The following is a 25,843-nucleotide window of genomic DNA, read 5'->3' as shown; positions in this document are numbered from 1 at the left end:
TTCACCGTTCCGTGTGTGCCCATTGGGAGGCGTGGGGTGTGCGCCCCACGCTAGGGCAGCGGGGCCCGGGGGTCACGGGCACGCTCCGAGCGGATGGCACATGAGGGGACCGAGGCCCTGATCCCGCCCGCGAGCACGTCGGAGCCCGTGGCCGGAGGCGGCCACCCGCGAGGACCCGGACGTGGCCGTCGCGCAGTTCCTCCGCCTCATGGGGGTTCCGGAGGCGGACGTTCCGGCCACCCCGGAACGGCGGTGGGAGATGCTGCACCGGAGCGCACGGTGGCGGAGCGGGGTCGCGGTGATGGTGGACGCGCCCCGCAGCATCACGGAGGCCCTTCCCTTCCTCGCGACCTCCCCGGGCAGCCTCACCGTGGTCACCGGCTCCCACCGGTTCGATCTGAGGACCCTGGGCCGGGAGGACCTGCGCCGGATCAGACACGTCGACTGGGAGGACGTCACACTGCAGGGGCTGTCGGACGCGGACGCCACCACGATGTTCCTCCAGCAGGCCAAGATCGCCGTGGACGGTGAACGGGACCGGGTCAGGGTGGCCGACTTCGTGTCCGCGGCGCGGGGCAATCCCGGGCTGATCGCCGACTACGCCTTCGACGTCGTCACCGAACGCCTCCTCAGAACCGGGGACCCGCTGGCCGCCGCGCACCGGCACACCTTCGGAGCGGCGGCCGTCCCCGGCCACCAGCCGCGTGACCGCGCTGACTTCGCCGGGCTGACGGGGGACCGGCGGGCGCTGGCGGTCCTGCTCGCGCAGCATCCCGACAGCGACTTCGGCGTGGACCTGGCCGTGTCGCTCCTCGGCCCCGGGACGGATCCGGTCGAGGTCCGCGCCCGGCTGGACGTGTTGGTCGAACGGGGGGTCCTGGTCCGGGGTGCCGGGGAGGGACCGCCCCGGTACCGGTTCCCGACGCGGAGCATGCGCTCGACCTTCCTTCCCGACCCGGAACAGGCCGGGGACACACCCGAACGCGTCCTCGCCCACTACTACGCGATCGCCTACGCCGCGCACCGGCGCCTGATGCCCGGTCGTTGGCTCCAGAGGGACCTCGACGGCTGGTCCGCCTTCCCGGACGGTGCCCGTGCGGCCCGCTCCTTCGCGACGGTCGAGGAGGCGCGGCGGGCGCTGTCCGTCGAACGCCGCACCCTGGTCCGGGTGGTCCTCGACGCCGTGGAGACCGGGCGCCACGCGATGGCGGCCGAACTGTGCGAGGTGCTGTGGGCCTCCTGGTTCCTCTCCGGCTCCTTCGCCGACGTGGTCGACGCCCAGGCGCCCCTGGTCAGGGCGACCGAGGGGACCCACCGCCTCGAACCGGCCCGGCTCTCCCGGCTCCACGTGCAGACGGCCATCGCCTACCGCCGGGACCGCAACGGGGCAGAGGCGCGCCGTGAGGCCGCACTCGCCCTGGAACTCGCGGAGGACGCGCACCCGCTCGTGCGGCTCACCGCGCTTGACGCCCTCGCGGACGTCGAGGCGGACGAGGGCCGGTACGACGCCGCGAGCGGGCACTTCGCCGCCGCGACCCGGATCGCCGAGGGCATGGACCCGGTGGACCCGAGGGCGCTGCACATCATGGTGCGCAAGGAGGGCCTGGCCCATCTGGGAGCCGGGCGGCTGCCGGAGGCCGAACGGCTCATCCTCCGTGCCTTGGGCCTGCTGCCAGAGGACGACCACCAGAACCGGGCCCGCACCCACAAGGCCCTGGCCGACCTGAGGGTGCACCAGGGGCGGGTCGACGAGGCGCTGGAGGAGTACGACGGGGCGGTCGCCTCGCACCGCCTGCTCGGAGACCAGCGCCGGGTCGGAGACGTGTACGTGGCGCGCGCCGACGCCGTCGCGGACCGTGACCCGGACGCCGCCCGCGCGGAACTGGGCCGGGCGCTGGAGGCGTACGAGGCCGCCGAGGCCGTGCGGGAGGCCGCCGAGGTCCGGGCACGGATCGGCGCCTGACCCTGCCCCGGGTCACTCGCCTCGCGGGCGGTGGACGGTGAAGGCGAGTCGGTGCTCTCCGAGGAGCACCGCAAGGTCCCGCTCGGGTGCCCGTCCGTCGACCCACAGGTGCCAGTAGGCGGAGGCGGCGGCGGTGGGGTCGGCCCGGTGGTGGCGGGAGTCCGCCACGAGGCGTACCCGCGCCCCGTCGCGGTCGACGACCAGGCAGTCGGGTCCGTCCGCCGCCACCGCCAGGTGGGCGCGGGGGTGGTCGGTCAGCCGTGCCCGCAGACGCTCCCAGGAGGCGGCCTCCCGGGGACCCTCCGAGCCGGGGCCGCAGAGGAGGAGGCAGGCCGCCTCGAACCAACGGGCCTGGGTCTCGTCCGCGTGGGCGGCCAGGTGGGGCCGGTCCAGCGGCAGCCGTCCGGCGTCGACGGCCTCCGCGGGGAGTCGACGGACCCGGAGCCCGTCCTCCTCCTCCAGGACCGTGCACCACAGCGGTGCCGTGTCCGCGGCGTCGGGCCATCCGCGTCGGTGGGGGATCGGCGGGTCCGGCGGGAGCACGCGCGGGGCGTGTTCGGGCTCGGGCAGGTTCAGGAACCCGTAGAGGGTCGCGCGCAGGATCCGCCCGGAGCGCCCGGGCACGGAGTTGAGCAGGTCGGTGTGGGCGGAGAACCGGTCGGGCTTGTGCCCGGCGGCGTCAGCGAGCATCTGGGGCAGCAGGGGCCGGTCCGCGCGCAACCGGGTGGCGGCCCGGCCGAACGCGGCGACGGGGGAGTCGTCGGCCATCTCGTGGTGGGGGAAGGCGGCCAGCATGGTGTGGGTGCCCCGGGCGGCGCCGTAGAAGGTGACCGAACCGTGGTCACCGATCACGTGGTCGGCCGCGACCAGCGCCGCCTGCCAGCCCTGCCGGGGCGGCAGCACGCGGAGTCCGGAGCGCTCGGCCGTCGCCAGCCAGGACCGCACCTGCCAGGCGCCGTGGCCGTGCCAGACGTTGGGGTGCAGGGCGAGGACCACGCGGTACTCGTCCACGGGGAGTTCGCTGAGGAGGGTGTCGAGGAAGCCGGGCCACGCACCCAGGAGGGAGGTGGGCCCCCAGGTGGAACTGACCAGGACCAGCCTGCGCGCGCCCGTCTCCAGGTGGTCGCGGTAGCGCTCGCGCCAGGGGAGTCCGGCCAGGATGCGGTCGTGGGTGGGGTCCCCGGCGACGACGGCGGAGTCGACCGCCTCGGGGCAGGCGGCGCGGAGCCGGTCGAGTTGTTCGGTGTGGGAGAGCACGAGGGCCGCGGGGACCAGCTCCCCGTCCCGCAGCAGAGTCGGGGCGGCCAGACCGAACACCGCTTCGTCTTCCCGGGAATCCGTCACGTCACGGTTTCCGGTTTCCGGTTTCCGGTTTCCGGTTTCCGGTTTCCGGTTTCCGGTTTCCGGTTTCCGGTTTCATCAGTTTATTGTACCCGGCCCCATGGGAGAAGACGATCAGAGGAGCCCTGATCAGGTGCAGGTCATCGCCGTGGCTCGCGGCGATGGCGAGATCGAATTCCTCCTCCACGGCCTGTTCCCATGGTGCGACGACGGCGCCGATGTCACCGAGGAACTCGGTGACGCCCTCGCGGAAATTGGACGTGCGCGCGCGGGTGAAGACGATCTGGATCCGGGGATCGGACTCGAGCAGCGGGAGAATGTCGAGCAGGCGCGTGAGGGTGGTGACGGTGTGCGCCACGACCAGCACGCGGCGGCAGTCGGGCGCCGTCGACCAGCCGGGGGCCGATCCGATGGGTACCCTCAGCCGCTCCTCGACCGACATGTGCTCTCCCGCCACTCGTGTCCGTTCTGCCCGGTCCGCGACGGAACAGGGTACCGAATCCCCGCTCCGTGGCGGGGGCCGGTCAGACCCCGTGGGTGGCGCGGCGGTGCTCGGCGTAGCGTTCACGCACCCGCAGGCCCACGTCGGGGGCGTGGCTGGACTCCTCCTCCGGCGCGCCCAGGGGCCACACCGGGGGTTCGGCGGTTCCGGCGAGGGTCCAGGCGGCCTGACGGGCCGCGCCGATGGCCACGTACTCGGCGGCGGGCGGCACCACGATCGGCGCGCCCAGCACGAGCGGCGCCACGGCCCGCACGGCCGCGGACCGGGCACCGCCGCCGACGAGCAGGACACGCTCGACCGGGACCCCGCTCGCGGTCATCGCGGCCAGGCCGTCGGCCAGTCCGCAGAGCATGCCCTCGACGGCGGCGCGCGCGATGTTCTCCGGACGCATGTTGTCGCGCGTCAGTCCGTGCAGTGAGCCCGTCGCGTGCGGAAGCTCCGGGGTCCGCTCCCCGTCCAGGTAGGGCAGCAGGACGACCCCGCCGGCGCCGGGTTCGGCGTTCAGCGCGAGGGCGTCCAGCCCGGCCAGGCCGGTGCCGAGCATCGCGGCGGTGGCGCTGAGCACCCGCGCCGCGTTCAGGGTGCAGGCCAGCGGCAGGAACCCGCCCGTGGCGTCCGCGAACCCGCAGACGGTGCCGGTGGGGTCGTGGGCGGGCCGGTCGTGCGCCGCGAACACGGTCCCGCTGGTGCCGAGCGAGACCACGGCGTCACCGGGCCGCAGGCCCAGCCCCAGCGCGGTGCCCATGTTGTCGCCGGTGCCGGGGCCGATGACGGCTCCCTCGGGGGTGTGACCCACCGGTTCCGAGGGAGCCGCCACCCGGGGCAGGTCGAGTTCGCGGCCGAAGGCGCGGACGAGCAGGTCGGTGCGGTAGGCGCCCTCGGAGGGCGACCAGTACCCGGTGCCCGAGGCGTCGCCCCGGTCGGTGGTCGGCGCGGTGCGGGCCCCGCCCAGCCGCCAGGTCAGCCAGTCGTGGGGGAGCATCACCCCGCGCGTCCGGGCGGCGTGGTCCGGTTCGTTCTGGGCGAGCCAGCGGAGTTTGGTGACCGTCAGACTGGCCACCGGCACGTTGCTCACCGCGTCCGCCCAGGCCCCGGGGCCGCCGAGCTCCTCGACCAGGTCGCGCGCGGCCCCGGCGGAGCGGGCGTCGTTCCACAGCAGGGCGGGCCGCACCACCCGGCCGTCCTCGTCCACCACCACCATGCCGTGCTGCTGTCCGGCCACGGACACGGCCGCGACGCCGTCGAGCAGCCCCGAGGAGGCCGTCGTCAGCGCCGTCCACCAGTGCGCGGGATCGGTCTCGGTTCCGTCGGGGTGCGGCGCGCGGCCCTCGCGCACCACCTTTCCGGTGGTGGCGTCGCAGACCACGATCTTGCAGGACTGGGTCGAACTGTCGATTCCGGCAACCAGCGTCATGTGTGCTCCGTGTGAGTGAGGGGTCGAAGCGTGCGTGGAGGTCAGTTCATCGCTGACTCGAGGAGGATGCGTGCCGTCGTGGTGTCGGTGACCAGTGAGGAGATCACCCCGGTCTTGAGGGTGGAGTGGATGGCCTGGGCCTTGCCCGAGCCCCCGGCCACGGCGATGACCTCGGGGACCGCGCGGAGCTGGTCCAGGGTGATGGCGATGACGCGGGAGGTCAGTTCCGGCGCGATGGGGGTGCCGTGCACGTCCACGGTGCGCGCGCACACCTCGGCCTGGACGCCCTCGCGTTCGAGGGCGGCCCCCTCGGCGGGGGAGAGGGCGTCGCGCACCAGGGAGAGCGTGGGAGACCACGAACCGATGGCGACCACGGCCTTGTCGAGTTCGCCGTAGCGCTGCATGGCGTCGGCCACCTGGGGCTGGCTGCGCAGCGCCTCCGCCGTGCCGGGGTCCGACACGACCAGTGGGGCGTAGACGGGGAAGGCCGGGCCGCGCGCGAGGCTGGCCACCCTCCGCACGAGTTCCACCGAGTTCTCCTCCACGCCGCCGGGCAGTACGCCGGTGAGCTGCACGACCGTGCACCGGGGCAGGTCGCCCAGGGCCAGAGTCATCGCGTTGAGGGTACGGGAACAGGCGAGCCCGAGGGTGTCGCCCTCCTCGAGGATCTCGGTCAGGTACTCGGCGGCGATGCGCCCGAGGCTGCGGTGCAGCGCCTCGCCCTCTCCGGCGTGGGCGACCACCACCGCCTGCTTGAGGCCGTAGGCGGTGCTCAGCCGCTGGGAGAGGTCGGTGTCCACCTCGGTGGGTTCCGCGATCTCGATGCGGACGATCCCCACGTCGCGGGCCTCCTCCAGGATGCGTGCGACCTTGAACCTGCTGATCCCGAAGTCCTCGGCGATGCGGATCTTGGAGTCGCCCGCCAGGTAGTACCTGCGGGCGACCGCGGTGGCGCGGATCAGTTCCGCGGGTCGGAACGCGTGCTTCATCTACGCCCTCCAGTGGTGACGCTCAAATGAGCGGAGTATCGCCCATTATTGCACCACGGGTTGACCGGTGACACCCGTCACAACTTAAATGAGGCCCGGGCCGCTCATGTGTTAGCAACAACGCTCATATGAGCGGCTGGTGCTCGGAGGAGACCGCACGGCCATCCCCCGCGTGTGATGCCGCGGTCCTCGCCTGCCTACCCCCAGGAGGAAGTCATGTTCACGAACGCACCGCGAGGCGTGCCGCTGGTGGCGGCGGCCACCGGACTGGCCCTGGTCGCCACCGGCTGCTCGGGGGCCGGGGGCGCCGGGGCGGACGGCGACCGGATCGTCACCGTCGCCACGGTCTCCAACCCGCAGATGGAGGACATCGAGGCGCTCGCGTCGGAGTTCAACGACGCGCACCCCGACATCACGGTCGAGTTCGTGGTCCTGCCCGAGAACCAGCTCCGCGACCGGGTGACCCAGGACATCGCCACCCAGGGCGGCCAGTACGACGTCGTCACCATCGGCACCTACGAGGTGCCCATCTGGGCCGAGAACCAGTGGATCCTCAGCCTCGACGAGTACGCCGCCGATCCGGACTACGAGATCGACGACATCATCCCCACCGTCCGCTCCGCCCTCTCCCACGAGGACCAGATGTACGGGGCACCCTTCTACGGCGAGTCCTCCTTCCTCATGTACCGCGAGGACCTCTTCGAGGAGGCCGGCCTGGACATGCCGGAGCGGCCCACCTGGGAGGAGGTCGAGGAGCTCGCGGCCGAGCTGGACGACCCGGACACCGGCACCGCCGGGATCTGCCTGCGAGGGGTGCCGGGCTGGGGCGAACTCCTGGCGCCGCTGAACTCGGTGATCCTCACCTACGGCGGCCAGTGGTACGACGAGGACTGGAACGCCCACCTCGACTCACCCGAGGTGGAGGAGGCCGTCACGACGTACGTGGACCTCGTCCGCGACCACGGACAGTCGGGCGCCCCCAACGCGGGCTTCACCGAGTGCCTCACCACCATGGCCCAGGGCGACGCCGCCATGCTCTACGACTCCACCGTCGCGGCGGGCAGCCTGGAGGACCCGGACTCCAGCAGCGTCGTCGGTGACATCGGCTACGTCGCCGCGCCGACCATGGAGACCGAGCACGCGGGCTGGCTGTGGGCCTGGGCCCTGTCGATCCCCTCCACCTCCACCGACCCCGAGGCCGCGTGGGAGTTCGTCTCCTGGGCGACCTCCAAGGAGTACCACCAGCTCGTCGGTGAGGAACTGGGGTGGGAGCGCGTCCCGCCCGGCGCGCGCGTCTCGACCTACGACATCCCCGAGTACCAGGAGGCCGCCGAGGCCTTCGCCGGTCCCACCTACGACGCCATCGACAACGTCGACGTGGAACAGCCCGGGGTGCACCCGCAGCCCTGGACCGGGGTCCAGTACGTGTCCATCCCCGAGTTCCAGGACCTCGGCACCCTCGTCTCCCAGGAGATCTCCGCCGCCATCGCCGGCCAGCAGACCGTGGAGGAGGCCCTGGCCAAGTCGCAGGAGTACGCGGACCAGACCGCCGTGTCCGGCGGCTACCGCGACTGAGAACCCCCGGTGCCGGACACCGAACCCGGCACCGGCACCGGAGACCTCCCCACCCCGACTCCCGCAAGGAGGGCCATGACCGCTCAGACCCCGCCGGAGACGGCGCGGCGCGGGCCCCGGACCCGGGACCTGACCCGGGCGGAGCGATGGCTCCGGCGCGGTCCGCTGCTGCCGGGACTGCTGTTCGTCATCGCGATGACCCAGATCCCGTTCCTGTTCACCGTCTACTACAGCTTCCAGAGCAGCAACCTGCTGCGCCCCGACTCCGACTCCTTCGCCGGGTTCGCCAACTACGGCAGCGTCCTGGGCGACCCGCTCTTCCACAACGCCGTGGCCAACACCGTCCTGCTGACCGTCGGCGCCGTCCTGGCCTCGCTGGTCCTCGGGCTGGGCCTGGCCCTCCTCCTCGACCGCGCCTTCCTCGGCCGGGGGATCGTCCGGACCCTGATGATCACCCCGTTCCTGGTCATGCCGGTCGCCGCCGCGCTGCTGTGGAAGACCTCCATGTACCACCCGGTGTACGGCCTGCTCAACTGGGTGCTGTCGCCGTTCGGGGTCCAGGCGGACTGGGTCAACGACTTCCCGCTGCTGTCCATCGTCATGGTGCTGACCTGGCAGTGGACCCCGTTCATGATGCTCATCATGCTCGCCGGGCTCCAGAGCCAGTCACCCGAGGTGCTGGAGGCCGCGCGGGTGGACGGCGCCGGACCCCTCGCGGTCTTCCGACGGATCACCTTCCCGCACCTGCGCCGCTTCGTGGAGCTGGCGATCCTGCTCGGCACGATCTACATCGTGCAGACCTTCGACGCGATCTACATGATCACCCAGGGCGGCCCGGGACAGTCGACCACCAACCTGCCCTACTTCATCTACCTTCAGGCCTTCCGCTCCTTCGACGTGGGGGAGGCGGCCGCCGCCGGAGTGATCGTGGTCGTCGCGACCCTGGTCGTCGCCATGTTCGCCCTGCGCGTGGTCTCCAGCCTGTTCGAGGAGGAGTCGTGACCCCCGTGACCGCACCTCCGGCCGCCCCGTCGGGGACGACCGCGCCCCGGCCCGGCTCGGTCCGGCGTCGACGTCGGCGCCGACCCGTACGCCCCCTGCCGGGCCTCCTCGCGTGGGCGCTGGGACTGCTGTTCTTCTTCCCCGTGCTGTGGATGTTCCTCACCGGCTTCAAGCAGGAGTCCCAGGCCTCCACCAACCCGCCCACCTTCTTCTTCCAACCGACCCTGGACCAGTACTCGGCGGTGATCGGGCGCGACTTCGTCCCCTACCTGCTGAACTCCGTCCAGGCGTCGGTACTGTCGACGATCCTCGCCATCGTCCTGGGCCTGCCCGCCGCCTACGCGCTCTCCCTGGTGCGCGTCCCGGCGTGGCGCGACTCTCTGTTCTTCTTCCTGTCCACCAAGCTCCTGCCGCCGGTGGCCATGATCCTGCCGCTGTACGTCATCGCCAGGAACCTCGGCGCGCTGGACGACGCCCGCACGCTCACCCTCGTGTACACGGCCATGAACCTGCCGATCGCGATCTGGATGATCCGGTCGTTCCTCGTCGAGCTACCGAAGGAGGTCCTCGAAGCCGCCCGGATGGACGGAGCGCGCCGGTTCACGGAGATGCGGCGCGTCATCCTGCCGATGATCGCCCCCGGACTGGCCGCCACCGCCCTGATCTGCTTCATCTTCGCCTGGAACGAGTTCTTCTTCGCGGTCAACCTGACCGCGTCCCAGGCCTCCACCGTCCCGGTCTTCCTCGTCGGCTTCATCAGCGGCGAGGGCCTGTACTGGGCCCGACTCTCGGCCGCCTCCACCATGGCGGCCCTGCCCGTGATCCTCGCCGGATGGGCCGCCCAACGGTGGCTGGTCCGCGGCCTGTCCCTAGGAGCCGTGAAGTAATGCGCGCACTCGTCGTCAGCGAACCCGGAAGCTACTCCGTCCAGCAGGTGGACGACCCCAAGCCCGGCCCCGGGCACGTGGTCGTCGCCCCGGCCGCCGTGGGCATCTGCGGAACCGACCTGCACATCATCGACGGGGAGTTCGCACCCACCCCGTACCCCATCGTCCCCGGGCACGAGTTCGCCGGAACCGTGGTCGCGGTCGGCTCGGAGGTCACCGACGTGGCCGTCGACGACCGGGTCGCGGTCGACCCCTCCCTGTTCTGTGGTGAGTGCGCCAAGTGCCTGGTGGGTCGGGGCAACCTGTGCGCGCGGTGGAACGCGGTGGGCGTGACCCGGCCCGGCGCCAGCGCCGAGTTCGTCTCGGTGCCGGCGGCCTCCTGCTACCGCATCCCCGACGCCATGCCCTTCGAGCACGCCGCGCTCATCGAGCCCCTCTCCTGCGCCGTGCACGGGTTCGACCTGCTGCCGGGCCGGGTGGGCGAGCACTACCTGGTCTACGGGGCGGGGACCATGGGCCTGCTCATGGCCCAGCTGGCCGCCTCCGCCGGGGCCGCCAGCGTGTCCGTGGTCGACCCCAACACCGACCGCCTCGCGGTGGCCGCCTCCCTGGCGGCGGACGCGGTGGCCGTCGGCGCCGACGCGCTCGACCGCTCCGGCTGGGAGGTGGTCATCGACTGCACCGGCGTGGTCCCGGCGATCGAGGACGGCCTGACCAGGGTGGCGCGGGGCGGCACCTTCCAGGTGTTCGGGGTGGCCCCGGCCGAGGCCACCGCGACCTTCTCGCCGTTCCGTATCTACAACGACGAGATCACCGTGGTCGGCTCCATGGCCGTGCTGCACAGCTACGGGCGTGCCGTGGACATCATGGCCAAGGGGGTCGTGGACGCCGAGACCATGGTCACCGACTCCTTCGGCCTCGACGACTACGGTCTCGCCGTCGAGGCCTTCCGCGCCGGTCGCGGCCGCAAGCTCCAGGTCAACCCGCAGCTGTAGAGGAGTGATGCCACGTGGCATCGGTCAGTTTCGAGAAGGCCACCCACTTCTACCCGGGCTCGGACGCGCCCGCCGTGGACGAGCTGAGCCTGGAGATCGAGGACGGGGAGTTCCTGGTCCTGGTCGGACCGTCCGGCTGCGGGAAGTCCACGTCACTGCGCATGCTCGCCGGACTGGAGGAGGTGGACCACGGGACCATCCGCATCGGGGACACCGACGTCACCGACCTCAGCCCCATGGACCGCGACATCGCGATGGTGTTCCAGTCCTACGCGCTCTATCCGCACATGACCGTGGGGCAGAACATGGGCTTCGCCCTGGAGATGGCCAGGGTCGGAAAGGAGGAGCGGACGCGCCGGGTGGCCGAGGCCGCCGAGCTTCTGGACCTGACCCCGCTGCTCGACCGCAGGCCCAAGGCGCTCTCCGGCGGCCAGCGTCAACGCGTGGCGATGGGCCGTGCGATCGTGCGCGAGCCCCGGGTCTTCCTGATGGACGAGCCGCTGTCCAACCTGGACGCCAAGCTCCGGGTGTCCACCCGTACCCAGATCGCCGAACTCCAGCGCAGGCTGGGCGTCACCACCGTCTACGTCACCCATGACCAGGTCGAGGCCATGACCATGGGCGACCGGGTCGCGGTGCTCAAGGACGGGCTGCTCCAGCAGTGCGACACCCCGCTCGGGCTCTACGAGCGCCCGGCCAACGCCTTCGTCGCCGGGTTCATGGGCTCGCCCGCGATGAACCTGCGCGCGTTCCCGGTCACGGGTGAGGCGGTGCGGGTGGGCGGTCACGACCTTCCGCTGAGCCCGGGACAACGGGCGCGTCTGGCCCGGGAGGGCGCGGACTCGGTCCTGTTGGGCTTCCGGCCCGAGGCGGTGGACCTGGTGGGCGACGGGGACGGCTTCCCGATGGAGGTCGGCCTGGTCGAGAACCTGGGCGCGGACTGCTACCTGTACGGGGGGATCCCGGGGCACCCGGCCGACAGCGACCTGGTGGTGAGGGTGGCCCCGGACCGCGCCCCGAGCAGCGGGCAGGTCGTCCACCTGCGGGTCCGGCCGGGACAGGTGCACGTCTTCTCGCCGGGGTCGGGGGAGCGCCTGGACGCGTGACCGCCGCCATGGCCGTGTCGGACACTTCTCCCTTGCCCTCGTGAGGGTGCGTCAATAAACTTGAGCGCAGACAACTCAAGGACGAGGGGAAGTGGTCCGATGCGCGTCACGGATGTCTTCGCGGGTACCGACGAGCGGATCGACGAGCACCTGTGGGCCCAGTTCGAGGCCGAGCCCGTGGCCCGGGTGGACAGCGGCCGCTTCGGCGGCGACCTCGTGGTCGAGGTCGAGCTCGCCCCGGGCGTCGACCCCCGAGGGGTGGTCGTCCTGCGCGAGGGCGACACCCTCGTCCTCGCCCGGAGCGCGGACCGCGCGCCCCTGTGCCGCGTGGACCTGGACGCCCCGATCGGCCGCCCGACCCTGCGTCGCGGCACGGGCGGGCTCACCGTCACCGCGCCCCTCACCGCACCCGCACCGGTGGCCGTCCTCCCGGGGCTGCGCCCCGTCTCCCGCTCCACCGGCGTGCGTGCCGCCCTGGCCCGTCTCGCCGCCCGCCTCCGGGCCCCGTTCACGCGCTGACCCGCGATCCTCCGCCCCACCCGGGCCTCACACGTGCGCCCGGCGTCACGGTGCGGATCCACGAGGCACGGACCGCACGGCGGAGGGGAGCCCCCGTCAGTTCGGGGCCCCTCCGCCCAGGCGAGGGGGCTCGCGGAGCGGTGCCTACTCCGTCGGAGTCACCGTGGTGAACCCGCCCCGGTGGTAGAGGAGCGGCGGCCGCGGGTCCGTCAGGACCAGCGTGTGGGTCACCTCCCCGACGACCAGCCAGTGGTCACCGATCAGCCGGGTGTCGAAACGCGTGCAGACCAGGTGCGCCACCGCCCCGTCCAGCAGCGGCACCCCGTCCGGGCCCGGTCGCCAGGCCGTGGGCGGTGCGAAGCGGTCGACGTCCCTGCTCGCGAACCGCGCGGCCACGTCCGCCTGCTCCTCGCTCAGCAGCTGCACCCCGAACTCGCCCGCGCGGCGCAGTGTCGGCCAGGTGGTGGACGTGTCGGCCACGTAGAAGGACACGAGCGGTGGATCCAGGCTCACGCTGGTGAAGGACGTGGCGGTCAGTCCCACCGGCCTTCCTCCGACGCTCGCGGTGATGACGACCACCCCGGCCGGGTGGTGGCGCATCGTCGCGCGGAACCGGTCGGCCTCGGCCCGGGTCCGGCCCGGGGACGAGGTCTCGGTGACACTCAACGGACTCTCCCTTCTGGCGGTCAGACGGTGGTGGTCCGGGATCGGACGGCGGCGCGCAGGGCCGAGGCGGACCGGTGGGCCCACGGCTCCAGGACCGCGTCCAGCCGTAGGCCGGGGTCGTCATCGGTGGGCACGGTGTCCTGGAGCAGGGCCAGCCCCGAGGTGGGAACCGTGGCCCCGAGTTCCAGGAGCAGCGGGCGCAGGTGCACGTCCACGGCCAGGGTGTGCGCGGGGGAGGCCATCACCAGGACGGGGACGGCCGTGACGCCCTCCAGGCCACCGGACGGCAGCAGGTCCAGGAAGACCTTCAGCAGTCCGGTGTAGGTCGCCTTGTAGGTGGGGCTGGCCACCACCAGGAGATCGGATCCGCTCACCTGTTCCAGGGCCGACCGCACGTCCAGGGTGGGTCCGGGGGTGAGCAGCAGGGGCGAGAGGTCCGCCAGTTCCAGGACCTCCTGCTCCGGAGGCAGCCCGGCGGCGCGTGCGGCGTGGTGGGCCACGGCCTGGGCGGCGGTGGCGGTGCGGGAACCCGGGCGCGGGTTCCCGACGAGGACGGTCGTGGTCATGACGGCTCCGGAACGGAAGGAAGGGGCGGACTCAGGTGGTGGCGGGCTCCGCCACGGCGAAGGGGACGAGGGCGCGGCCCCCGGTGGCCTCACCGCCGTCCGGATGCCGCCACAGGCCGCGTTCCCGGAGCAGGGGCAGCACACCCTCACCGAACCAGTACGCCTCCTCCAGGTGCGGGTAGCCCGACAGGACGAACTCGCTGATGCCCACCCGGTGGTACTCCTCGATCAGGTTCGCGACCTGTTCGTGGCTGCCGACCATCGCCGTACCCGCCCCGCCGCGCGCCAGCCCCACACCGGCCCACAGGTGGGGGTGGATCTCCAGGTCGTCGGCCCGGCCGCCGTGCAGGTCCAGCATGCGCCGCTGCCCCTCGGACTCGCTCCGGCGCAGACCGCTCTGCACCTGGGCGACGGTCTCGGGGGAGATCCCGTCGAGCAGACGCCGGGCCTGCGCCCACGCCTCCTCCTCGGTGTCGCGGCTGATCACGTGCAGCCTGATCCCGTACTCCAGGGTCCGACCCCGTTCGGCGGCCAGCGCGGAGACCCGGCCGATCTTCTCCGCGACGGCGGCCGGAGGCTCACCCCAGGTCAGGTAGGTGTCCACGTGCGAGGCGGCCACCTCCAGAGCGGCGGGGGAGGAACCGCCGAAGTACACGGGCGGGCGCGGGGAGGGCGTCCGCTGGAGGGCGGCCCCCTCGACGGTGACGTGCTCGCCCCGGTGGTCCACGGTCTCGCCGCGCCACAGGGCGTCCACCACACGCAGGAACTCGCCGGTGCGCCGGTACCGGGCGTCCTTGTCGAGGAAGTCGCCGTGCTGGCGCTGCTCGGCGGACTCGCCGCCGGTCACCACGTTCAGCAGCAGGCGGCCCCCGCTGAGCCGCTGGTAGGTGCTGGCCATCTGCGCGGCCAGGGTGGGTGAGAGCAGGCCGGGACGGAAGGCCACCAGGAACCTGAGCCGCCTCGTGCCCCCGACCAGCATCGCCGTGGTCAGCCAGGCGTCCTCGCACCACGATCCGGTGGGGGTGAGGACACCCTCGAACCCCAGCCGTTCGGCGGCCTGGGCGATCTGGCCGAGGTACTCCAGGGAGGGTTCGCGCGTGCGCCAGGCGGGGGAGGACACGACGTCCGCGCCGTGGCCTCCGCCGACGACGCCTCTGCTGTCTCCCTGCGTGGGCAGGAACCAGTGGAAGGTCAGGGGCATGAGGGTGTCAGTCCTTGCTCTCGGGGCGCTAGATCTGTCCGTGCCGGGGAGGCCGGCGACGGTTGAGGGAGTACTCCCCGACGTGCTGGACCTTCCAGCGCACCGGGTCGTGGACGGTGTGGGTGCGGGCGTCGCGCCAGTGGCGGTGCAGGTTGGCCTCGTCCGCCGTGGCGCGGGTGCCCGCCGCCTCGAACAGGGCGGAGGAGACCTCCACGGCGGCTCGGCCGCCGACGACCTTGGCGGCGGCGACCGCGACGGAGGCCTCGGCTGTGGCGTCCTCCGCGCCGGGGGCTCCCCCGGCCAGGAGCGCGTCGGCCGCCTCCACACGGTCGGCGGCGGTGCTGATCAGGGCCTCGGCGGAGCGGACCTGGATCTCCAGCTCTCCGAAGCTCTGGACGAGCAGGAGGTCCTCGGTCGCGGTCTCGACGCCGCTCTCGAACCAGGGGCGGCTCTTGGTGCGTACGAACTCCGAGGCCTCCTCCAGTGCCCCGCGCGCGGCGCCGACGTCGATGGCGGCGTGCAGCAGCTGGGCCAGGGCTCCGTAGGTGGTGGGGCCCTCGAAGGTCCGGTACTGCTCCAGGACCAGCTCGGGCGAGACCGTCACCCCGGACAGGTGCACGGTGCCGCTGGCGGTGGTGCGCTGGCCCATGCCCGCCCAGTCGTCCTCGATCCGGACCCCGGGGTGGTCGGCGGGGACGAACGCCAGGTGCGGGCGGGGGCCGCCCGGGGTGGCGGCGGGCGCGACCACGGCGAGCCAGTCAGCGAACAGGGATCCGGTGGCGTAGTACTTCGTGCCGTCGATCCGGTACGCCTCTCCGTCACGTTCGATCCGGGTGGCGTGGGTGTGCGCGTTCCGGCCGGAGCGCTCAGCCTGCGCGTTGCTGACCAGGGCGCCCGCGAGGACGTCGGAGTACACGCGGCGCCGGGCCTCGGGGCCGCCACGCAGGCGCAGGGCGTTGAGGAAGGCGAAGTGCGGCTGGAGGATCTGGGCGAGGCTCAGGTCGGCGGTGCCGAGCAACCGCAGGACCTCCGCGACGGTGGCGGCTCCCACAGCCGCCCCGCCGAGGTCGCGGGGGACGGTCACCCCCAGCAGACCGGAGCGGGAGAGCGCACGGAGGACGTCGTGGGGCAGACAGCGGTCCCTGTCGCGGGTGGAGGCTTCGCGCGCGACCAGGGGGACCAGGGAACGGGCCACGCGGACGGCTTCGGCGGCGGAGGTCAACACGGGAACCGGGGTGGCGTCGGGGGGCGTGTCGGGGGTGGTTCCGGTGATGGTCTCGGACAAGGGGAGCCTCCTGAGCTGGGGCGCGACCGACACGCCCGGTAATCCTGAATGCCTACTGGAATTACCCGGAATCAAAGCACGTGTGGAGCGGGTCGGTCGTGAGGCACCGATCGTCGGTGTGGCGCGGTGGTTCTGTGGGTGTCCGGGCCGAGGGTCGGGCGGCTCCGCGCATGGCAGCCCCCTCGGCCCGGAACGTGGACCGGCCTCGCGCTCGTGATGTCCGTCCGGCGGGGTGGCCCGGGCGGCGCGAGGTTCGGCGGGTCCGCGCCGACCGGCTCCGCGATTCCGGTCGGCGTGGTGTCCACTGTGGTCGCCGGAACCCGATTTTGTCAACCAATAAAGTAGGGATTTATCGAAGCGCGAGGTCAGGGGTGGTGATGGGTGGGTGGCGCGTGGTGCTGGCGGGGCGGGTGGGGCCGGAGGCGGCGCGCCACTACCGACTAAACCTGTAGGGAATATGGTTTACTGGCGAGCATGGCAGTCAGCGCATCACCACACCTCCGGCCCTGGTGGCGACCGCTCACCTTCGACGAACGCTGTCAGTGACACCGTCCCGCACGACCACTGACACCGCCCGGAGAGAAGCACGAAGCCCCATGACCGTCGACGACACCGCCGCACGCGCCGCCGCGCCCACACCGCTCACCCTGGACCGCCTGTCCGAGCTGACCGCGCAGGTCGCGGAGGAGGTCCGCCAGGGAATCCACGAGATCCGCTTCGACGCCGAGAACCGCTGGTCCGTCCGGCTCCACGCCGACGACTACACCGACGTCTGGCTCATCTCCTGGACCCCCGACCAGTCCACCCGGCTGCACGACCACGCGGGCTCCCTCGGTGCCCTGACCGTCGTCACCGGGGAGCTGGTCGAGCACTACTGGGACGGGGAGCTGCGCGAACGCGTCCTCGCGGAGCGCGGGGGAGGGCGCTTTCCCCTCGGTCACGTGCACGACGTCACCAACACCTCGGACCGTCCGGCCGTGAGCGTGCACGCGTACTCGCCACCGTTGACCGCCATGCACTACTACGAGGTCACCGGAGACGACGCGCTGCGCCGGACCGGCAGCATCCTCACCACCGACCCCGAGCCCGACGTCCCCACGCTGGAGTCCGTGCCCGCCGCCGAGGGGGTGGGCCGGTGAGCCACGTCGAACGCCTCCTGAACAGCAGGCGCGCCCACCTGGAGCGTCTCACGCCCGCCGAGGCGATGGACGCCCAGCGCGAGGGCGCGCTCCTGGTCGACACCCGGCCGGTCGTCAACCGCGCGGCGGAGGGAGGGATCCCCGGTGCCCTGGTGATCGACCGCAACGTCCTGGAGTGGCGGCTCGACCCCACCAGTCCGGACCGGGTGGCCGAGGCCGACTCGCCGGACCGGCACGTGGTGCTGTTCTGCAACGAGGGCTACGCTTCCAGCCTGGCCGCCGCCCAGCTCCAGGAACTGGGGCTGGCACGCGCCACCGACCTGGTCGGTGGTTTCCGGGCCTGGCGCGAGGCCGGGCTGCCCGTGACCGAGCCCGAGCGGGAGTCCGCTCCCGCCTCCTGACCCTGTCCCGGGCGGCCCCGACCCCGCCGCCAGGGTTCCGCGGCTCCGCGTGTCCCTTATTCATACTAAATAAGTAGGTTTAATGAGGAAGGGTCGCCGGCCCCGCGACCCTTCGCAGTACCCCCCCGCTCCGTCCCCCGACCCAGGGCGCCCCGAGTGCCCGGAGGAGAAGCGTCATGAGTGAGACACCCTCCAGACCGACACCCACCACCCCCGCGCGGACCGGACCCAGGATCAGCGAGGACTGGGCCGCCACCCTCACGGGCCTCCTACTGCTCGGCCTGTGCCTGCTCGGTGTGATCCCCGAGGGGCTGATCCCGTGAGCACCGGAACCCCCGATCCCCGCGCTCCCCACGGCGCCCCGGAGGAGGGTCCTCCCTCGGAGGCCGCCCCGTCCACCGCCGCCGAGCCCCCCGCTCCGGAGGCCTCCCCGCCCGGCACGCCACCGCCCGCCTCCCGGGGCTGGACCGCCCTCGGCCTGCTCGTCGTGCTGGCACTGGCCGCCGCCACCCGGTTCCTGGAGTCCTGGGTCCCCGAGGCAGCCGAGGGCACCGCACTGTCCGGGTTCGCCAGCGCGGTCGAGTACCCCGTCTACGCGATCCTCCTCGGTCTGGCGGGAAACCTCGTCCTGTCCCTGACCGGACTCCTCGATCGTCTCTCCCCGGCCTTCCGGACCGAGTTCCTGATCAAGACCGGGCTGGTGCTCCTGGGCTCCACGGTCCTGTTCGACGTCATCATCCGCGCGGCCGGACCGGCCGTCCTCCAGGCCCTGGTACTGGTCACCTCGGTCTTCCTGTTCACCTGGTGGCTCGGGGGCAGGCTCGGGCTCGACGACCGCCTGCGGGCCCTGCTGGCCTCGTCGGTCTCCATCTGCGGCGTCAGCGCCGCGATCGCGGCGGCCGGAGCCGTGCAGGCGAGGAAGGAGCAGCTGGCCTACACGGCGAGCCTGGTCATCCTCTTCGCGGTCCCCTCGATCTTCCTGCTTCCCTGGCTGGTCCAGGTGATCGGGCTCAGCGACGCCCAGGCGGGCGCGTGGATCGGCGGCAACATCGACACCACCGCCGCGGTCGCGGCCTCGGGGGCGATCGTGGGCGAGGACGCGCTCCAGATCGCCTCCATCGTCAAGGCCACCCAGAACGTCCTGATGGGTGTGGTCGCGGTACTGCTCACGGCCTACTTCGCCTTCCGGGTGGCCGCCACGGACGGAGCGGCCGCCGAAGGGCGCCCGGGGCTGCGCACCCTGTGGGACCGCTTCCCCAAGTTCGTGCTGGGCTTCCTGGTCGCCTCGGTGGTGGCCACGTTGTGGGCCAACAACGCCGCCGAGGACGCCCAGGCGGGTCTGGACACCGCCAAGGCGCTGCGGGACTGGTTCCTCATCGCGGCCTTCACCAGCATCGGGCTGGAGTTCCGGCTCGGCTCCCTGCGCGAGGCGGGGTGGCGTCCGATCGGTGTCTTCGGCGCCGCCACCGCGTTCAACCTGCTGGTGGGACTGCTGCTGGCGATGCTGCTGTTCCGGGGGTTCTCCTTCTGACCCGGACGAGGGAGGGGCGCGGCACCGTGTGGGTGCCGCGCCCCTCGTCGTGCGCGCGGGCTCGGAACGGTCGCTCCGCCCGAGCGCTCCGATCTGTGGCCCGGTCGGTCAGTCCTCCCGCCCCGGGGCCGACGTCGAGGGGCCGTGGTAGATGTAGCCGACCTTGCGCACGGTGGCGATGCGGCCTCCGGCCCGGCCGAGCTTGCGGCGGAGGCGGTGGATGTGCACGTCGATGGTGCGGGAGTGGAGTTCGCGACTGGAGCCCCAGACCCGTTCCATGAGCTCGCCCCGGGTGACCGCGCGGCCGGGGGAGGCGGTCAGGCACTCCAGGAGCTCGTACTCCTGGAACGTCAGCTCGACCTCGGTGCCCTGGGCCCACACACGGCGGGAGCCCCGGTCCAGGAGCAGGTCGCCGCCGGTCTCCGGCGCGGGGCGGACCCCGGGGTGCGGTTCGTCCACGACGACCCCGTACACCAGCATGTACCGGCCGCTCTCGGGGAGGGGGAGCACACCGAGGAGGGAGTGCTCGCCCCCCGGGGCCTCGGCGGTGGGTGGGGAGGCGGGTCCGGGCACGGCGGTCAGGGCCGGGTGACTCCGCGTCGGGGTGGTGCGGGCGTCGGCTCGGGGAGGTGCGGTGTGTGCGCTGAGCATGTACCCATGATGCTTCCAGTTCCCTTTAAAAGCTACCGGATTAGTAGGTAATTTGTCCCGCTGTGGGGAAGGCCACGATGGGCTCGCGGCAAAACGGATTTTTCCTACCAAGAAGGTGGTCTAGTCTCTGGTATCAGCGTGCCCGGGTCCCACGAGGACACCGGGCCGTCCCGGCGCCGGTCCCACCGTCGCCGGACACCCCCCGCCATCCTCCGTCCCACGACCACGAAGGAGTGCACCATGCGCACGACCTCGACCCTCATCGGCGCGGCCGCCATGGCTCTGACCCTCGCCGCCTGCGGTTCCCCCAGTGAGCAGGCCTCCGGGTCCGCCGACGCCGAGGCCGGGGAGGGGCCGCTCCGGGTCGGAGTCAGCCCGGTGCCGCACGGTGACATCCTCGCCTTCATCGACGAGAACCTCGCGGAGGAGGCCGGGCTGGAGCTGGAGATCGAGGAGATCGCCGACTACAACACGCCCAACGCCGGGCTCGTCAACGGTGACCTGGACGCCAACTACTTCCAGCACCGCTCGTTCCTGAACGAGTGGGTGGAGAACGGCCCCGACGCGGACCTGACCTACGTCACCGACGTCCACATCGAGCGGCTGGGGCTCTACTCCGAGACCTACGAGGGCGCGGACGACCTGCCCACGGGCGCCAAGGTCGCGGTCCCCAACGACCCGGCCAACCTCTACCGCGCGCTGACGATCCTGGAGACCGAGGGTCTGATCACCGTGGACCCCGACGCCGGTGAGACCGCCACCGAGAAGGACGTCGTCGACAACCCGAAGGACCTGGTCATCACGCCGCTGGAGGCCGCGCAGCTGCCGCGTTCCATCGCCGACGTCGACGCCGCGGTCATCAACGGCAACTACGCCATCGAGGCCGGGGTCACCGAGGACGCCAACGTCCTGGCCTGGGAGCCCGAGGGCGACGACTACGTCGAGAAGTACGCCAACGGCCTGGTGGCCCTGGAGGAGAACGTCGACGACGAGCGCGTCCAGCTGCTGGCCGAGCTGCTGCACGACGAGCGGGTCCTGGAGTACATCCAGGAGACCTGGCAGGGCGTGGTGCTGGCGGTCGACGCCGACGGCTCCGTCGCGGAGTAGCGTCCGCGGGCCCGCCGCGCCCTCGGGCGCCCTTCCACCCCCTCGGGGCGGTGGAGCCTCCGGCTCCGCCGCCCCTTTCGTGTTCCCTGGTGGGTGGTGGTGTGGTCACCCTTCGTGGTCGGGCGTGAGTAAGGTGTCCTGAGTCACAGGAAACCTCCGCGCCTCCTGTTCCACAAAACCTACTTATTAAGTAGAGTTTGGCCCGTTCGTCCCTCTGATCACCCGAAAAGGACCCTCATGAGCCTGCGCAAGACCGTGCTTTCGGCCGCCGCCACGGTACTGGCGATCGGGATGGTCGCGACCGCCTGCGGTGGGTCGGCCGACGGTGACGGGGGCGGGGACGCCGACACCCTGACCCTCGGCTACTTCCCGAACATCACCCACGCGCCCGCCCTGGTCGGTGTGGAGAACGGCACCTTCGCCGAGGCCCTGGGCGACGTCGCACTGGACACCCAGACGTTCAACGCGGGCCCGGACGCCATCAACGCGCTGTTCGCCGGTGAGGTCGACGCCACCTTCATCGGACCCAACCCGGCCATCAACGGGTGGTCCCAGTCCGACGGTACGGCCCTGCGCGTCATCGCGGGTTCCACCTCGCGCGGCGCGGGCCTCGTGGTCCGTCCCGGGATCGACTCCGTGGACGACCTGCCCGGCACCACGCTGTCCACGCCGCAACTGGCCAACACCCAGGACGTGGCGCTGCGCTGGTTCGCCCAGGAGCAGGGTTGGGACGTCGACACCGAGGGCGGCGGCGACCTCTCGATCATCCCGCAGGACAACTCCGACATCATCAACGCCTTCGAGCTCGGGGAGATCGACGGCGCCTGGGTCCCCGAGCCGCACCTGAGCCGCCTCCTGGTGGAGCTCGACGGGGAACTGCTGGTGGACGAGACGGACCTCTGGGAGGAGACCGGAGGCGAGTTCGTCACCACGCACCTGATCGTCAGCGCCGAGTTCCTGGAGGCCCACCCCGACGTGGTGGAGGACCTGCTGCGCGGCCACATCGAGACCGTCGACTGGATCAACGACAACCCCGAGGAGGCGCAGGCGGCCGCCATCGCCCACCTGGGGTCGGTCTCCGGCAGCGGGCCCAGCCCCGAGGTGGTCGCCTCGGCCTTCGAGAACACCAGCTTCACCGTGGACCCGATCGCCCCCTCGCTCCGGGGCGGAGCCGAGCACGCCGAGGGCGTGGGCCTGCTCGAGCCGGTCGACCTGGAGGGCATCTACGCCCTGGACCCGCTCAACAAGCTCCTCTCCGAGGGCGGCGGCGAGGCGGTCGCGGGGCTGTAGCGGCCCCCTCGACACGGGGTGGCGGGTCCGAACGGGGGCCGCCACCCCGGCTCGCGCCACCCCGGTGCTTTCACAAAACCTACTTATTAAGTAGAGTTTTTCCCGTCCCTCCGCAGACACCCGACAAGGACCCCTGAGATGCGCGTTTCCCCGACCCCGCTGAGAACCATCGCGGCCACCCTGGCCCTGGGGCTGGCCGCCACCGGGTGCGGGGGAGACGGGGACGGTGGCTCCGCCGACACCCTGACCCTCGGCTACTTCCCCAACATCACCCACGCTCCGGCCCTCGTGGGAGTGGAGCGGGGCATCCTCGACGAGGCCCTGGGCGACGTCGAGTTCGCCACCCAGACCTTCCACAACGGACCCGACGCGGTCAACGCGGTCTTCTCCGGAGAGATCGACGCGGCCTTCCTCGGCCCCAACCCCGCCGTCAACGGCTGGTCGCAGTCCGAGGGCGAGGCCCTGCACGTCATCGCGGGGGCGGCCACCCAGGGCACCGGCCTGGTGGTCCGCGACGACATCGAGACCACCGACGACCTGCCCGGACACACGTTCTCCACACCGATGCTCGGGGGAACCCAGGACGTGGCGCTGCGCTGGTTCGCCCAGGAGCAGGGCTGGGAGGTCGACACGGCGGGCGGCGGCGACCTCTCGATCATCCCCCAGGACAACCCCGACACCGTGGACGCCTTCCGGCTCGGGGAGATCGACGGCGCCTGGATCCCGGAGCCCCACCTGAGCCGGGTCCTGGCCGAGGACGACGCCCACCTGCTCATCGACGAACCCGAGCTGTGGGAGGAGACCGACGGCCAGTACGTCACCACCCTCCTCGTCGTCAGCGCCGAGTTCCTGGAGAGCGACCCCGGGGCCGTGGCCGACCTGCTGCGCGGCCACGTCACGTCGGTCGACTGGATCAACGACCACCCGGAGGAGGCGGCCGAGACCTCCCGCACCCACCTGGAGGCCCTCACCGGCGGTGAACTCGACCCCGAGCTCACCACAGCGGCCTTCGAGAACGTCACCTTCACCGTCGACCCGGTCGCGCCGTCGCTCCTGGTCCAGGCGGAGCAGGCCGAGGCCATCGGACTCCTGGACCCGGTCGACCTCAACGGAATCTACGCCCTCGACCCGCTCAACGACGTCCTGGCCGAGGCCGGACACGAGCTGGTCGCCGGGCTGGAAGGGTAAGGGCACCATGACCGCCATCACCGAACCCCGGACGACCGGGACGAACGCCGTGGAGATCGACGCCATCTCCAAGGTCTTCGGCCGGGGCAGGGGCGCCGTGACCGCCATCGACGGCATGTCGATCAGCGTCGGCACCGGAGAGTTCCTGTCCATCGTCGGCGCCTCGGGCTGCGGCAAGAGCACCCTGCTGTCGCTGGTCGCCGGGCTGGAGGAGCCCACCACGGGGGCCGTGGACGTCGGGGACCACCGCGTGGCCATGATGTTCCAGGAGGCCGCGCTGTTCCCGTGGCTCACCGTGGGGGCCAACATCGAGGTCCCCATGAAGGTGAACCGGGTCCCCGCGGCCGAGCGCCGCAGGCGCGCCATGGAGCTCCTGGACCTGGTCCGTCTGACCGGTTTCGAACGCAAGCGCCCCCACGAGCTCTCCGGCGGCATGCGCCAGCGCGTGGCCCTGGCCCGCGCCCTGGCCCAGGACGCCGACGTCCTGCTCATGGACGAGCCCTTCGGGGCGCTGGACGCGATGACCCGCGACATCCTCCACGACGAACTGGAACGGATCTGGCGGGAGAGGTCCCTGACCGTCCTGTTCGTCACCCACAACGTCCGGGAGGCCGTGCGCCTGGGCGACCGGGTCGTGCTCCTGTCCAGCCGTCCCGGCCGAGTCATCGAGGAGTTCACGGTGGACGGCGAACGCCCCCGCCGGATCGACTCCGTACCCATCGCGGAGCAGGCCGCCGCCATCACCGACCGACTGCGTGAGGAGGTCTCGCGCCATGCCTGAGACCGACGTGCGGGACCGCCAGGTCCAGGGGCTCGACGCCCTCGAACTCCAGCCCCGACGCGGTGTCGAGGAACGCGGCGCGGGGGAGATCGCGCGGGGCGTCTGGGCCGCCACCTGGCCCAAGCTGGCCGCCGTGGTCATCGTGCTCGCCGCCTGGCAGGCGGTCGTGTGGTCCGGGTGGCGCACGGAGTTCGTGTTCCCCGGCCCGGACCGGGTCCTGCCCACGCTGTTCAACGAGGTGACCAGCCCCGAGTTCTGGACCGCCGTCCAGGTCACCATGCGCCGCGCCTTCGTCGGGTTCGCGCTGGCCCTCGCCGTGGGAGTGGTCGTCGGACTGGCGGTGTCGCAGTTCAAGCCGCTGCGGGCGGCGATCGGCTCGCTGATCACCGGCCTCCAGACCATGCCGTCGATCGTGTGGTTCCCGTTCGCGATGCTCCTGTACGGGATCAGCGAGTCGGCGATCATGTTCGTGATCATCCTGGGCGCGGCCCCCTCGATCGCGGGCGGACTGACGTCGGGCATCGACTACGTGTCCCCCTCGCTCCTGCGCGCGGGCAAGGTCATGGGTCTGCGCGGGGTCCAGCGCTACACGCTGCTCGTCATCCCGGCGGCGCTGCCGATGTTCGTCACCGGACTCAAGCAGGGTTGGGCGTTCGCCTGGCGTTCGCTGATGGCCGGGGAACTGCTGGTCATCATCAACCAGCAGAACTCGATCGGCTGGGCGCTGAGCCAGGCCCGCCAGCTCAACGACGCCGAGCGGCTGCTCAGCTACATCATCATCGTGCTCGTCATCGGCATCATGATCGATGTCTTCTTCAGCTGGGCGGACCGCTCCCTGCGTCGCCGCTGGGGGATCACCCAGTAGCCGACACGAGGGGGTGGGGGCCGCGCGTTCGAGGGGACGCGCGGCCCCGCCGCGTCCCGGCCGGGAGCTCCCCGGTCAGGCCAGCAGGCCCGCCAGGTACGCGACCCCGGTGAGCGACACCAGTCCGCCGAGCAGGAACCGCAGAGGCCGTTCACCCAGACGGCGTCCGAGGGTGACTCCCACCAGCGCGCCCAGCGCGCCGCCCGCTCCCAGAGCGAGGCCCACGCCCCAGTCCGGGGCGGCCGGGGCCGCGCCGAAACCGATCCGGTCGAACACGGCGTAGGCGCCCAGCCCCGCCGCCGAGGTGACCAGGGAGGTGGTCAGGCCCACCAGTGCCGCCCGGGAGGTGTACCAGCCGCCCACGGCGATCAGCAGCGGGGCCAGGAGCGAGCCCCCGCCGATCCCCACGGCGGAACCGAGGAGCGCCGCACCTCCGGCCGCGAGGGCGAGCGGGACGGTGCGCGCGCGGCCTCCCCCCGCCACGGGTGCGGGCCGGGCCCGTGCCCGTGTGACCAGCAGCCGGACGCCCATGCCGAGCATGAGCACCGCGAGCAGACCCCGGAACAGCGCCGGGTCCGACAGCCACGTCACACGGACCGCGGCCCCGGCGACCGCGCAGGGGACCGCGGCCCCGGCGGCGACCAGCGCCCCCGTACCGTGACCACGCACGGAGCGGGCCAGGCGGCTCAGTCCGAGCGGGGTGGCCACGACGTTGTAGAGCAGGTTGGTGGCGCTGACCGCGGGACCGTGCAGGCCCAGCACGCTGAGCTGGACGGGCAGGAGCAGCACGGCCCCGGAGACCCCCACCGGTGTGGTGACGGCGGCGACGGAGAATCCGGCCAGGACAGCGAGGAACAGGGTCACCCGAAAACCCTACTG

Annotated in this window: 26 protein-coding genes; 16 read left to right on the top strand and 10 right to left on the bottom strand. The window is 72.1% G+C overall.

The genetic code is table 11. The features are described from left to right. Window positions 1–181 precede the first annotated feature (181 nt). Entirely contained in the window at window positions 182–1,963 is a 1,782-nt protein-coding gene (locus ACFW3L_RS18055; protein ID WP_378741833.1) for a tetratricopeptide repeat protein, read from the top strand. A 12-nt stretch (window positions 1,964–1,975) separates the two neighbouring features. Here ACFW3L_RS18055 and ACFW3L_RS18050 read toward each other — a convergent pair whose 3' ends face one another. The 4 genes from ACFW3L_RS18050 to ACFW3L_RS18035 all read right to left on the bottom strand — a co-directional run bounded on the left by ACFW3L_RS18050 (window position 1,976) and on the right by ACFW3L_RS18035 (window position 6,209). Then, entirely contained in the window at window positions 1,976–3,307 is a 1,332-nt protein-coding gene (locus ACFW3L_RS18050; RefSeq protein WP_378741831.1) for a hypothetical protein, read from the bottom strand. Between the two features lies 1 nt (window position 3,308). Continuing rightward, the gene (locus ACFW3L_RS18045; protein ID WP_378741829.1) at window positions 3,309–3,746 is read right to left on the bottom strand and encodes a hypothetical protein; all 438 of its coding nucleotides are present in this window, start codon (window positions 3,744–3,746) and stop codon (window positions 3,309–3,311) included. 82 nt (window positions 3,747–3,828) lie between these two features. After that, a complete protein-coding gene (xylB, locus tag ACFW3L_RS18040; protein ID WP_378741827.1) occupies window positions 3,829–5,220 on the bottom strand; it encodes a xylulokinase in 1,392 nt (463 codons plus the stop codon). A 41-nt stretch (window positions 5,221–5,261) separates the two neighbouring features. Continuing rightward, entirely contained in the window at window positions 5,262–6,209 is a 948-nt protein-coding gene (locus ACFW3L_RS18035) for a sugar-binding transcriptional regulator (RefSeq protein WP_378741825.1), read from the bottom strand. A 216-nt stretch (window positions 6,210–6,425) separates the two neighbouring features. Here ACFW3L_RS18035 and ACFW3L_RS18030 point away from each other — a divergent pair, with 216 nt between their 5' ends. From ACFW3L_RS18030 to ACFW3L_RS18005, 6 genes are all read left to right on the top strand, one after another. After that, the gene (locus ACFW3L_RS18030; RefSeq protein WP_378741823.1) at window positions 6,426–7,784 is read left to right on the top strand and encodes an ABC transporter substrate-binding protein; all 1,359 of its coding nucleotides are present in this window, start codon (window positions 6,426–6,428) and stop codon (window positions 7,782–7,784) included. 75 nt (window positions 7,785–7,859) lie between these two features. Continuing rightward, complete coding sequence (locus tag ACFW3L_RS18025) at window positions 7,860–8,786, top strand: carbohydrate ABC transporter permease (RefSeq protein ID WP_378741821.1); 927 nt, start codon at window positions 7,860–7,862, stop codon at window positions 8,784–8,786. Then, window positions 8,783–9,673 (top strand): carbohydrate ABC transporter permease, encoded by an 891-nt coding sequence (locus ACFW3L_RS18020; protein WP_378741819.1) that lies wholly within the window; start codon window positions 8,783–8,785, stop codon window positions 9,671–9,673. Before ACFW3L_RS18025 ends, ACFW3L_RS18020 begins: the two co-directional genes overlap by 4 nt. Beyond that, the gene (locus ACFW3L_RS18015; protein WP_378741817.1) at window positions 9,673–10,668 is read left to right on the top strand and encodes a zinc-dependent alcohol dehydrogenase family protein; all 996 of its coding nucleotides are present in this window, start codon (window positions 9,673–9,675) and stop codon (window positions 10,666–10,668) included. Before ACFW3L_RS18020 ends, ACFW3L_RS18015 begins: the two co-directional genes overlap by 1 nt. Before the next feature lie 14 nt (window positions 10,669–10,682). Next, a complete protein-coding gene (locus ACFW3L_RS18010; RefSeq protein WP_378741815.1) occupies window positions 10,683–11,774 on the top strand; it encodes an ABC transporter ATP-binding protein in 1,092 nt (363 codons plus the stop codon). A gap of 99 nt (window positions 11,775–11,873) precedes the next feature. After that, a complete protein-coding gene (locus ACFW3L_RS18005; protein ID WP_378741813.1) occupies window positions 11,874–12,293 on the top strand; it encodes a hypothetical protein in 420 nt (139 codons plus the stop codon). 144 nt (window positions 12,294–12,437) lie between these two features. Here the strand turns inward: ACFW3L_RS18005 and ACFW3L_RS18000 are convergent, their stop codons facing one another. From ACFW3L_RS18000 to ACFW3L_RS17985, 4 genes are read right to left on the bottom strand one after another with little or no spacing between them, the layout of a single operon-like run. Next, window positions 12,438–12,959 carry a flavin reductase family protein gene (locus tag ACFW3L_RS18000; protein ID WP_378741810.1) on the bottom strand — a complete coding sequence of 174 codons (522 nt, stop codon included), beginning with the start codon at window positions 12,957–12,959 and terminating at the stop codon, window positions 12,438–12,440. Window positions 12,960–12,979: 20 nt separating this feature from the next. Further along, window positions 12,980–13,525, bottom strand: coding sequence for an NAD(P)H-dependent oxidoreductase (locus ACFW3L_RS17995; RefSeq protein ID WP_378741808.1), 546 nt, complete (start codon window positions 13,523–13,525; stop codon window positions 12,980–12,982). A gap of 31 nt (window positions 13,526–13,556) precedes the next feature. Continuing rightward, entirely contained in the window at window positions 13,557–14,726 is a 1,170-nt protein-coding gene (locus ACFW3L_RS17990; RefSeq protein ID WP_378741806.1) for an LLM class flavin-dependent oxidoreductase, read from the bottom strand. Between the two features lie 28 nt (window positions 14,727–14,754). Continuing rightward, window positions 14,755–16,011: an SfnB family sulfur acquisition oxidoreductase gene (locus ACFW3L_RS17985; protein WP_378741804.1), complete on the bottom strand. Its 1,257-nt coding sequence runs from the start codon at window positions 16,009–16,011 to the stop codon at window positions 14,755–14,757. Between the two features lie 596 nt (window positions 16,012–16,607). On the opposite strand from ACFW3L_RS17985, the gene ACFW3L_RS17980 reads away from it, so the two are divergent. From ACFW3L_RS17980 to ACFW3L_RS17965, 4 genes are all read left to right on the top strand, one after another. Further along, a complete protein-coding gene (locus tag ACFW3L_RS17980; protein ID WP_378741802.1) occupies window positions 16,608–17,150 on the top strand; it encodes a cysteine dioxygenase in 543 nt (180 codons plus the stop codon). Then, window positions 17,147–17,551 (top strand): rhodanese-like domain-containing protein, encoded by a 405-nt coding sequence (locus ACFW3L_RS17975; RefSeq protein WP_378741799.1) that lies wholly within the window; start codon window positions 17,147–17,149, stop codon window positions 17,549–17,551. The genes ACFW3L_RS17980 and ACFW3L_RS17975 overlap by 4 nt, the downstream gene beginning before the upstream one ends. Window positions 17,552–17,727: 176 nt before the next feature. Next, complete coding sequence (locus ACFW3L_RS17970) at window positions 17,728–17,874, top strand: hypothetical protein (protein ID WP_378741796.1); 147 nt, start codon at window positions 17,728–17,730, stop codon at window positions 17,872–17,874. After that, window positions 17,871–19,082: a YeiH family protein gene (locus tag ACFW3L_RS17965; protein ID WP_378741794.1), complete on the top strand. Its 1,212-nt coding sequence runs from the start codon at window positions 17,871–17,873 to the stop codon at window positions 19,080–19,082. The genes ACFW3L_RS17970 and ACFW3L_RS17965 overlap by 4 nt, the downstream gene beginning before the upstream one ends. Window positions 19,083–19,190: 108 nt before the next feature. Here ACFW3L_RS17965 and ACFW3L_RS17960 read toward each other — a convergent pair whose 3' ends face one another. Next, entirely contained in the window at window positions 19,191–19,733 is a 543-nt protein-coding gene (locus tag ACFW3L_RS17960) for a winged helix-turn-helix domain-containing protein (protein WP_378741793.1), read from the bottom strand. Between the two features lie 240 nt (window positions 19,734–19,973). On the opposite strand from ACFW3L_RS17960, the gene ACFW3L_RS17955 reads away from it, so the two are divergent. The 5 genes from ACFW3L_RS17955 (at window position 19,974) to ACFW3L_RS17935 (ending at window position 24,964) form a co-directional block, all read left to right on the top strand. Next, window positions 19,974–20,840: a MetQ/NlpA family ABC transporter substrate-binding protein gene (locus tag ACFW3L_RS17955; protein WP_378741791.1), complete on the top strand. Its 867-nt coding sequence runs from the start codon at window positions 19,974–19,976 to the stop codon at window positions 20,838–20,840. Window positions 20,841–21,077: 237 nt separating this feature from the next. Further along, complete coding sequence (locus ACFW3L_RS17950; protein WP_378741788.1) at window positions 21,078–22,130, top strand: ABC transporter substrate-binding protein; 1,053 nt, start codon at window positions 21,078–21,080, stop codon at window positions 22,128–22,130. 138 nt (window positions 22,131–22,268) lie between these two features. Next, window positions 22,269–23,318, top strand: a complete 1,050-nt coding sequence (locus ACFW3L_RS17945) for an ABC transporter substrate-binding protein (RefSeq protein WP_378741786.1) — start codon at window positions 22,269–22,271, stop codon at window positions 23,316–23,318. Between the two features lie 7 nt (window positions 23,319–23,325). Next, window positions 23,326–24,099, top strand: a complete 774-nt coding sequence (locus ACFW3L_RS17940) for an ABC transporter ATP-binding protein (RefSeq protein WP_378741784.1) — start codon at window positions 23,326–23,328, stop codon at window positions 24,097–24,099. Next, a complete protein-coding gene (locus ACFW3L_RS17935; RefSeq protein WP_378741782.1) occupies window positions 24,092–24,964 on the top strand; it encodes an ABC transporter permease in 873 nt (290 codons plus the stop codon). Before ACFW3L_RS17940 ends, ACFW3L_RS17935 begins: the two co-directional genes overlap by 8 nt. 75 nt (window positions 24,965–25,039) lie before the next feature. Here ACFW3L_RS17935 and ACFW3L_RS17930 read toward each other — a convergent pair whose 3' ends face one another. Continuing rightward, a complete protein-coding gene (locus ACFW3L_RS17930; RefSeq protein ID WP_378741779.1) occupies window positions 25,040–25,828 on the bottom strand; it encodes a TSUP family transporter in 789 nt (262 codons plus the stop codon). Between the last annotated feature and the right edge of the window lie 15 nt (window positions 25,829–25,843).

The sequence above is a fragment of the Nocardiopsis sp. NPDC058789 genome (assembly GCF_042745575.1).
GTDB lineage: Bacteria > Actinomycetota > Actinomycetes > Streptosporangiales > Streptosporangiaceae > Nocardiopsis > Nocardiopsis eucommiae.
Note: the sequence above shows the minus strand (reverse complement) of the source record. Positions and strands in the feature narration are given on the sequence as shown.

Bases quoted from the DNA above. Each gene is read 5' to 3' on its own strand.
- ACFW3L_RS18045 (WP_378741829.1), bottom strand. From the start codon at position 3,746: ATGTCGGTCGAGGAGCGGCTGAGGGTACCCATCGGATCGGCCCCCGGC.
- xylB (WP_378741827.1), bottom strand. From the start codon at position 5,220: ATGACGCTGGTTGCCGGAATCGACAGTTCGACCCAGTCCTGCAAGATC.
- ACFW3L_RS18035 (WP_378741825.1), bottom strand. From the start codon at position 6,209: ATGAAGCACGCGTTCCGACCCGCGGAACTGATCCGCGCCACCGCGGTC.
- ACFW3L_RS18030 (WP_378741823.1), top strand. From the start codon at position 6,426: ATGTTCACGAACGCACCGCGAGGCGTGCCGCTGGTGGCGGCGGCCACC.
- ACFW3L_RS18025 (WP_378741821.1), top strand. From the start codon at position 7,860: ATGACCGCTCAGACCCCGCCGGAGACGGCGCGGCGCGGGCCCCGGACC.
- ACFW3L_RS18015 (WP_378741817.1), top strand. From the start codon at position 9,673: ATGCGCGCACTCGTCGTCAGCGAACCCGGAAGCTACTCCGTCCAGCAG.
- ACFW3L_RS18005 (WP_378741813.1), top strand. From the start codon at position 11,874: ATGCGCGTCACGGATGTCTTCGCGGGTACCGACGAGCGGATCGACGAG.
- ACFW3L_RS17995 (WP_378741808.1), bottom strand. From the start codon at position 13,525: ATGACCACGACCGTCCTCGTCGGGAACCCGCGCCCGGGTTCCCGCACC.
- ACFW3L_RS17990 (WP_378741806.1), bottom strand. From the start codon at position 14,726: ATGCCCCTGACCTTCCACTGGTTCCTGCCCACGCAGGGAGACAGCAGA.
- ACFW3L_RS17980 (WP_378741802.1), top strand. From the start codon at position 16,608: ATGACCGTCGACGACACCGCCGCACGCGCCGCCGCGCCCACACCGCTC.
- ACFW3L_RS17970 (WP_378741796.1), top strand. From the start codon at position 17,728: ATGAGTGAGACACCCTCCAGACCGACACCCACCACCCCCGCGCGGACC.
- ACFW3L_RS17960 (WP_378741793.1), bottom strand. From the start codon at position 19,733: ATGCTCAGCGCACACACCGCACCTCCCCGAGCCGACGCCCGCACCACC.
- ACFW3L_RS17955 (WP_378741791.1), top strand. From the start codon at position 19,974: ATGCGCACGACCTCGACCCTCATCGGCGCGGCCGCCATGGCTCTGACC.
- ACFW3L_RS17950 (WP_378741788.1), top strand. From the start codon at position 21,078: ATGAGCCTGCGCAAGACCGTGCTTTCGGCCGCCGCCACGGTACTGGCG.
- ACFW3L_RS17945 (WP_378741786.1), top strand. From the start codon at position 22,269: ATGCGCGTTTCCCCGACCCCGCTGAGAACCATCGCGGCCACCCTGGCC.
- ACFW3L_RS17940 (WP_378741784.1), top strand. From the start codon at position 23,326: ATGACCGCCATCACCGAACCCCGGACGACCGGGACGAACGCCGTGGAG.
- ACFW3L_RS17935 (WP_378741782.1), top strand. From the start codon at position 24,092: ATGCCTGAGACCGACGTGCGGGACCGCCAGGTCCAGGGGCTCGACGCC.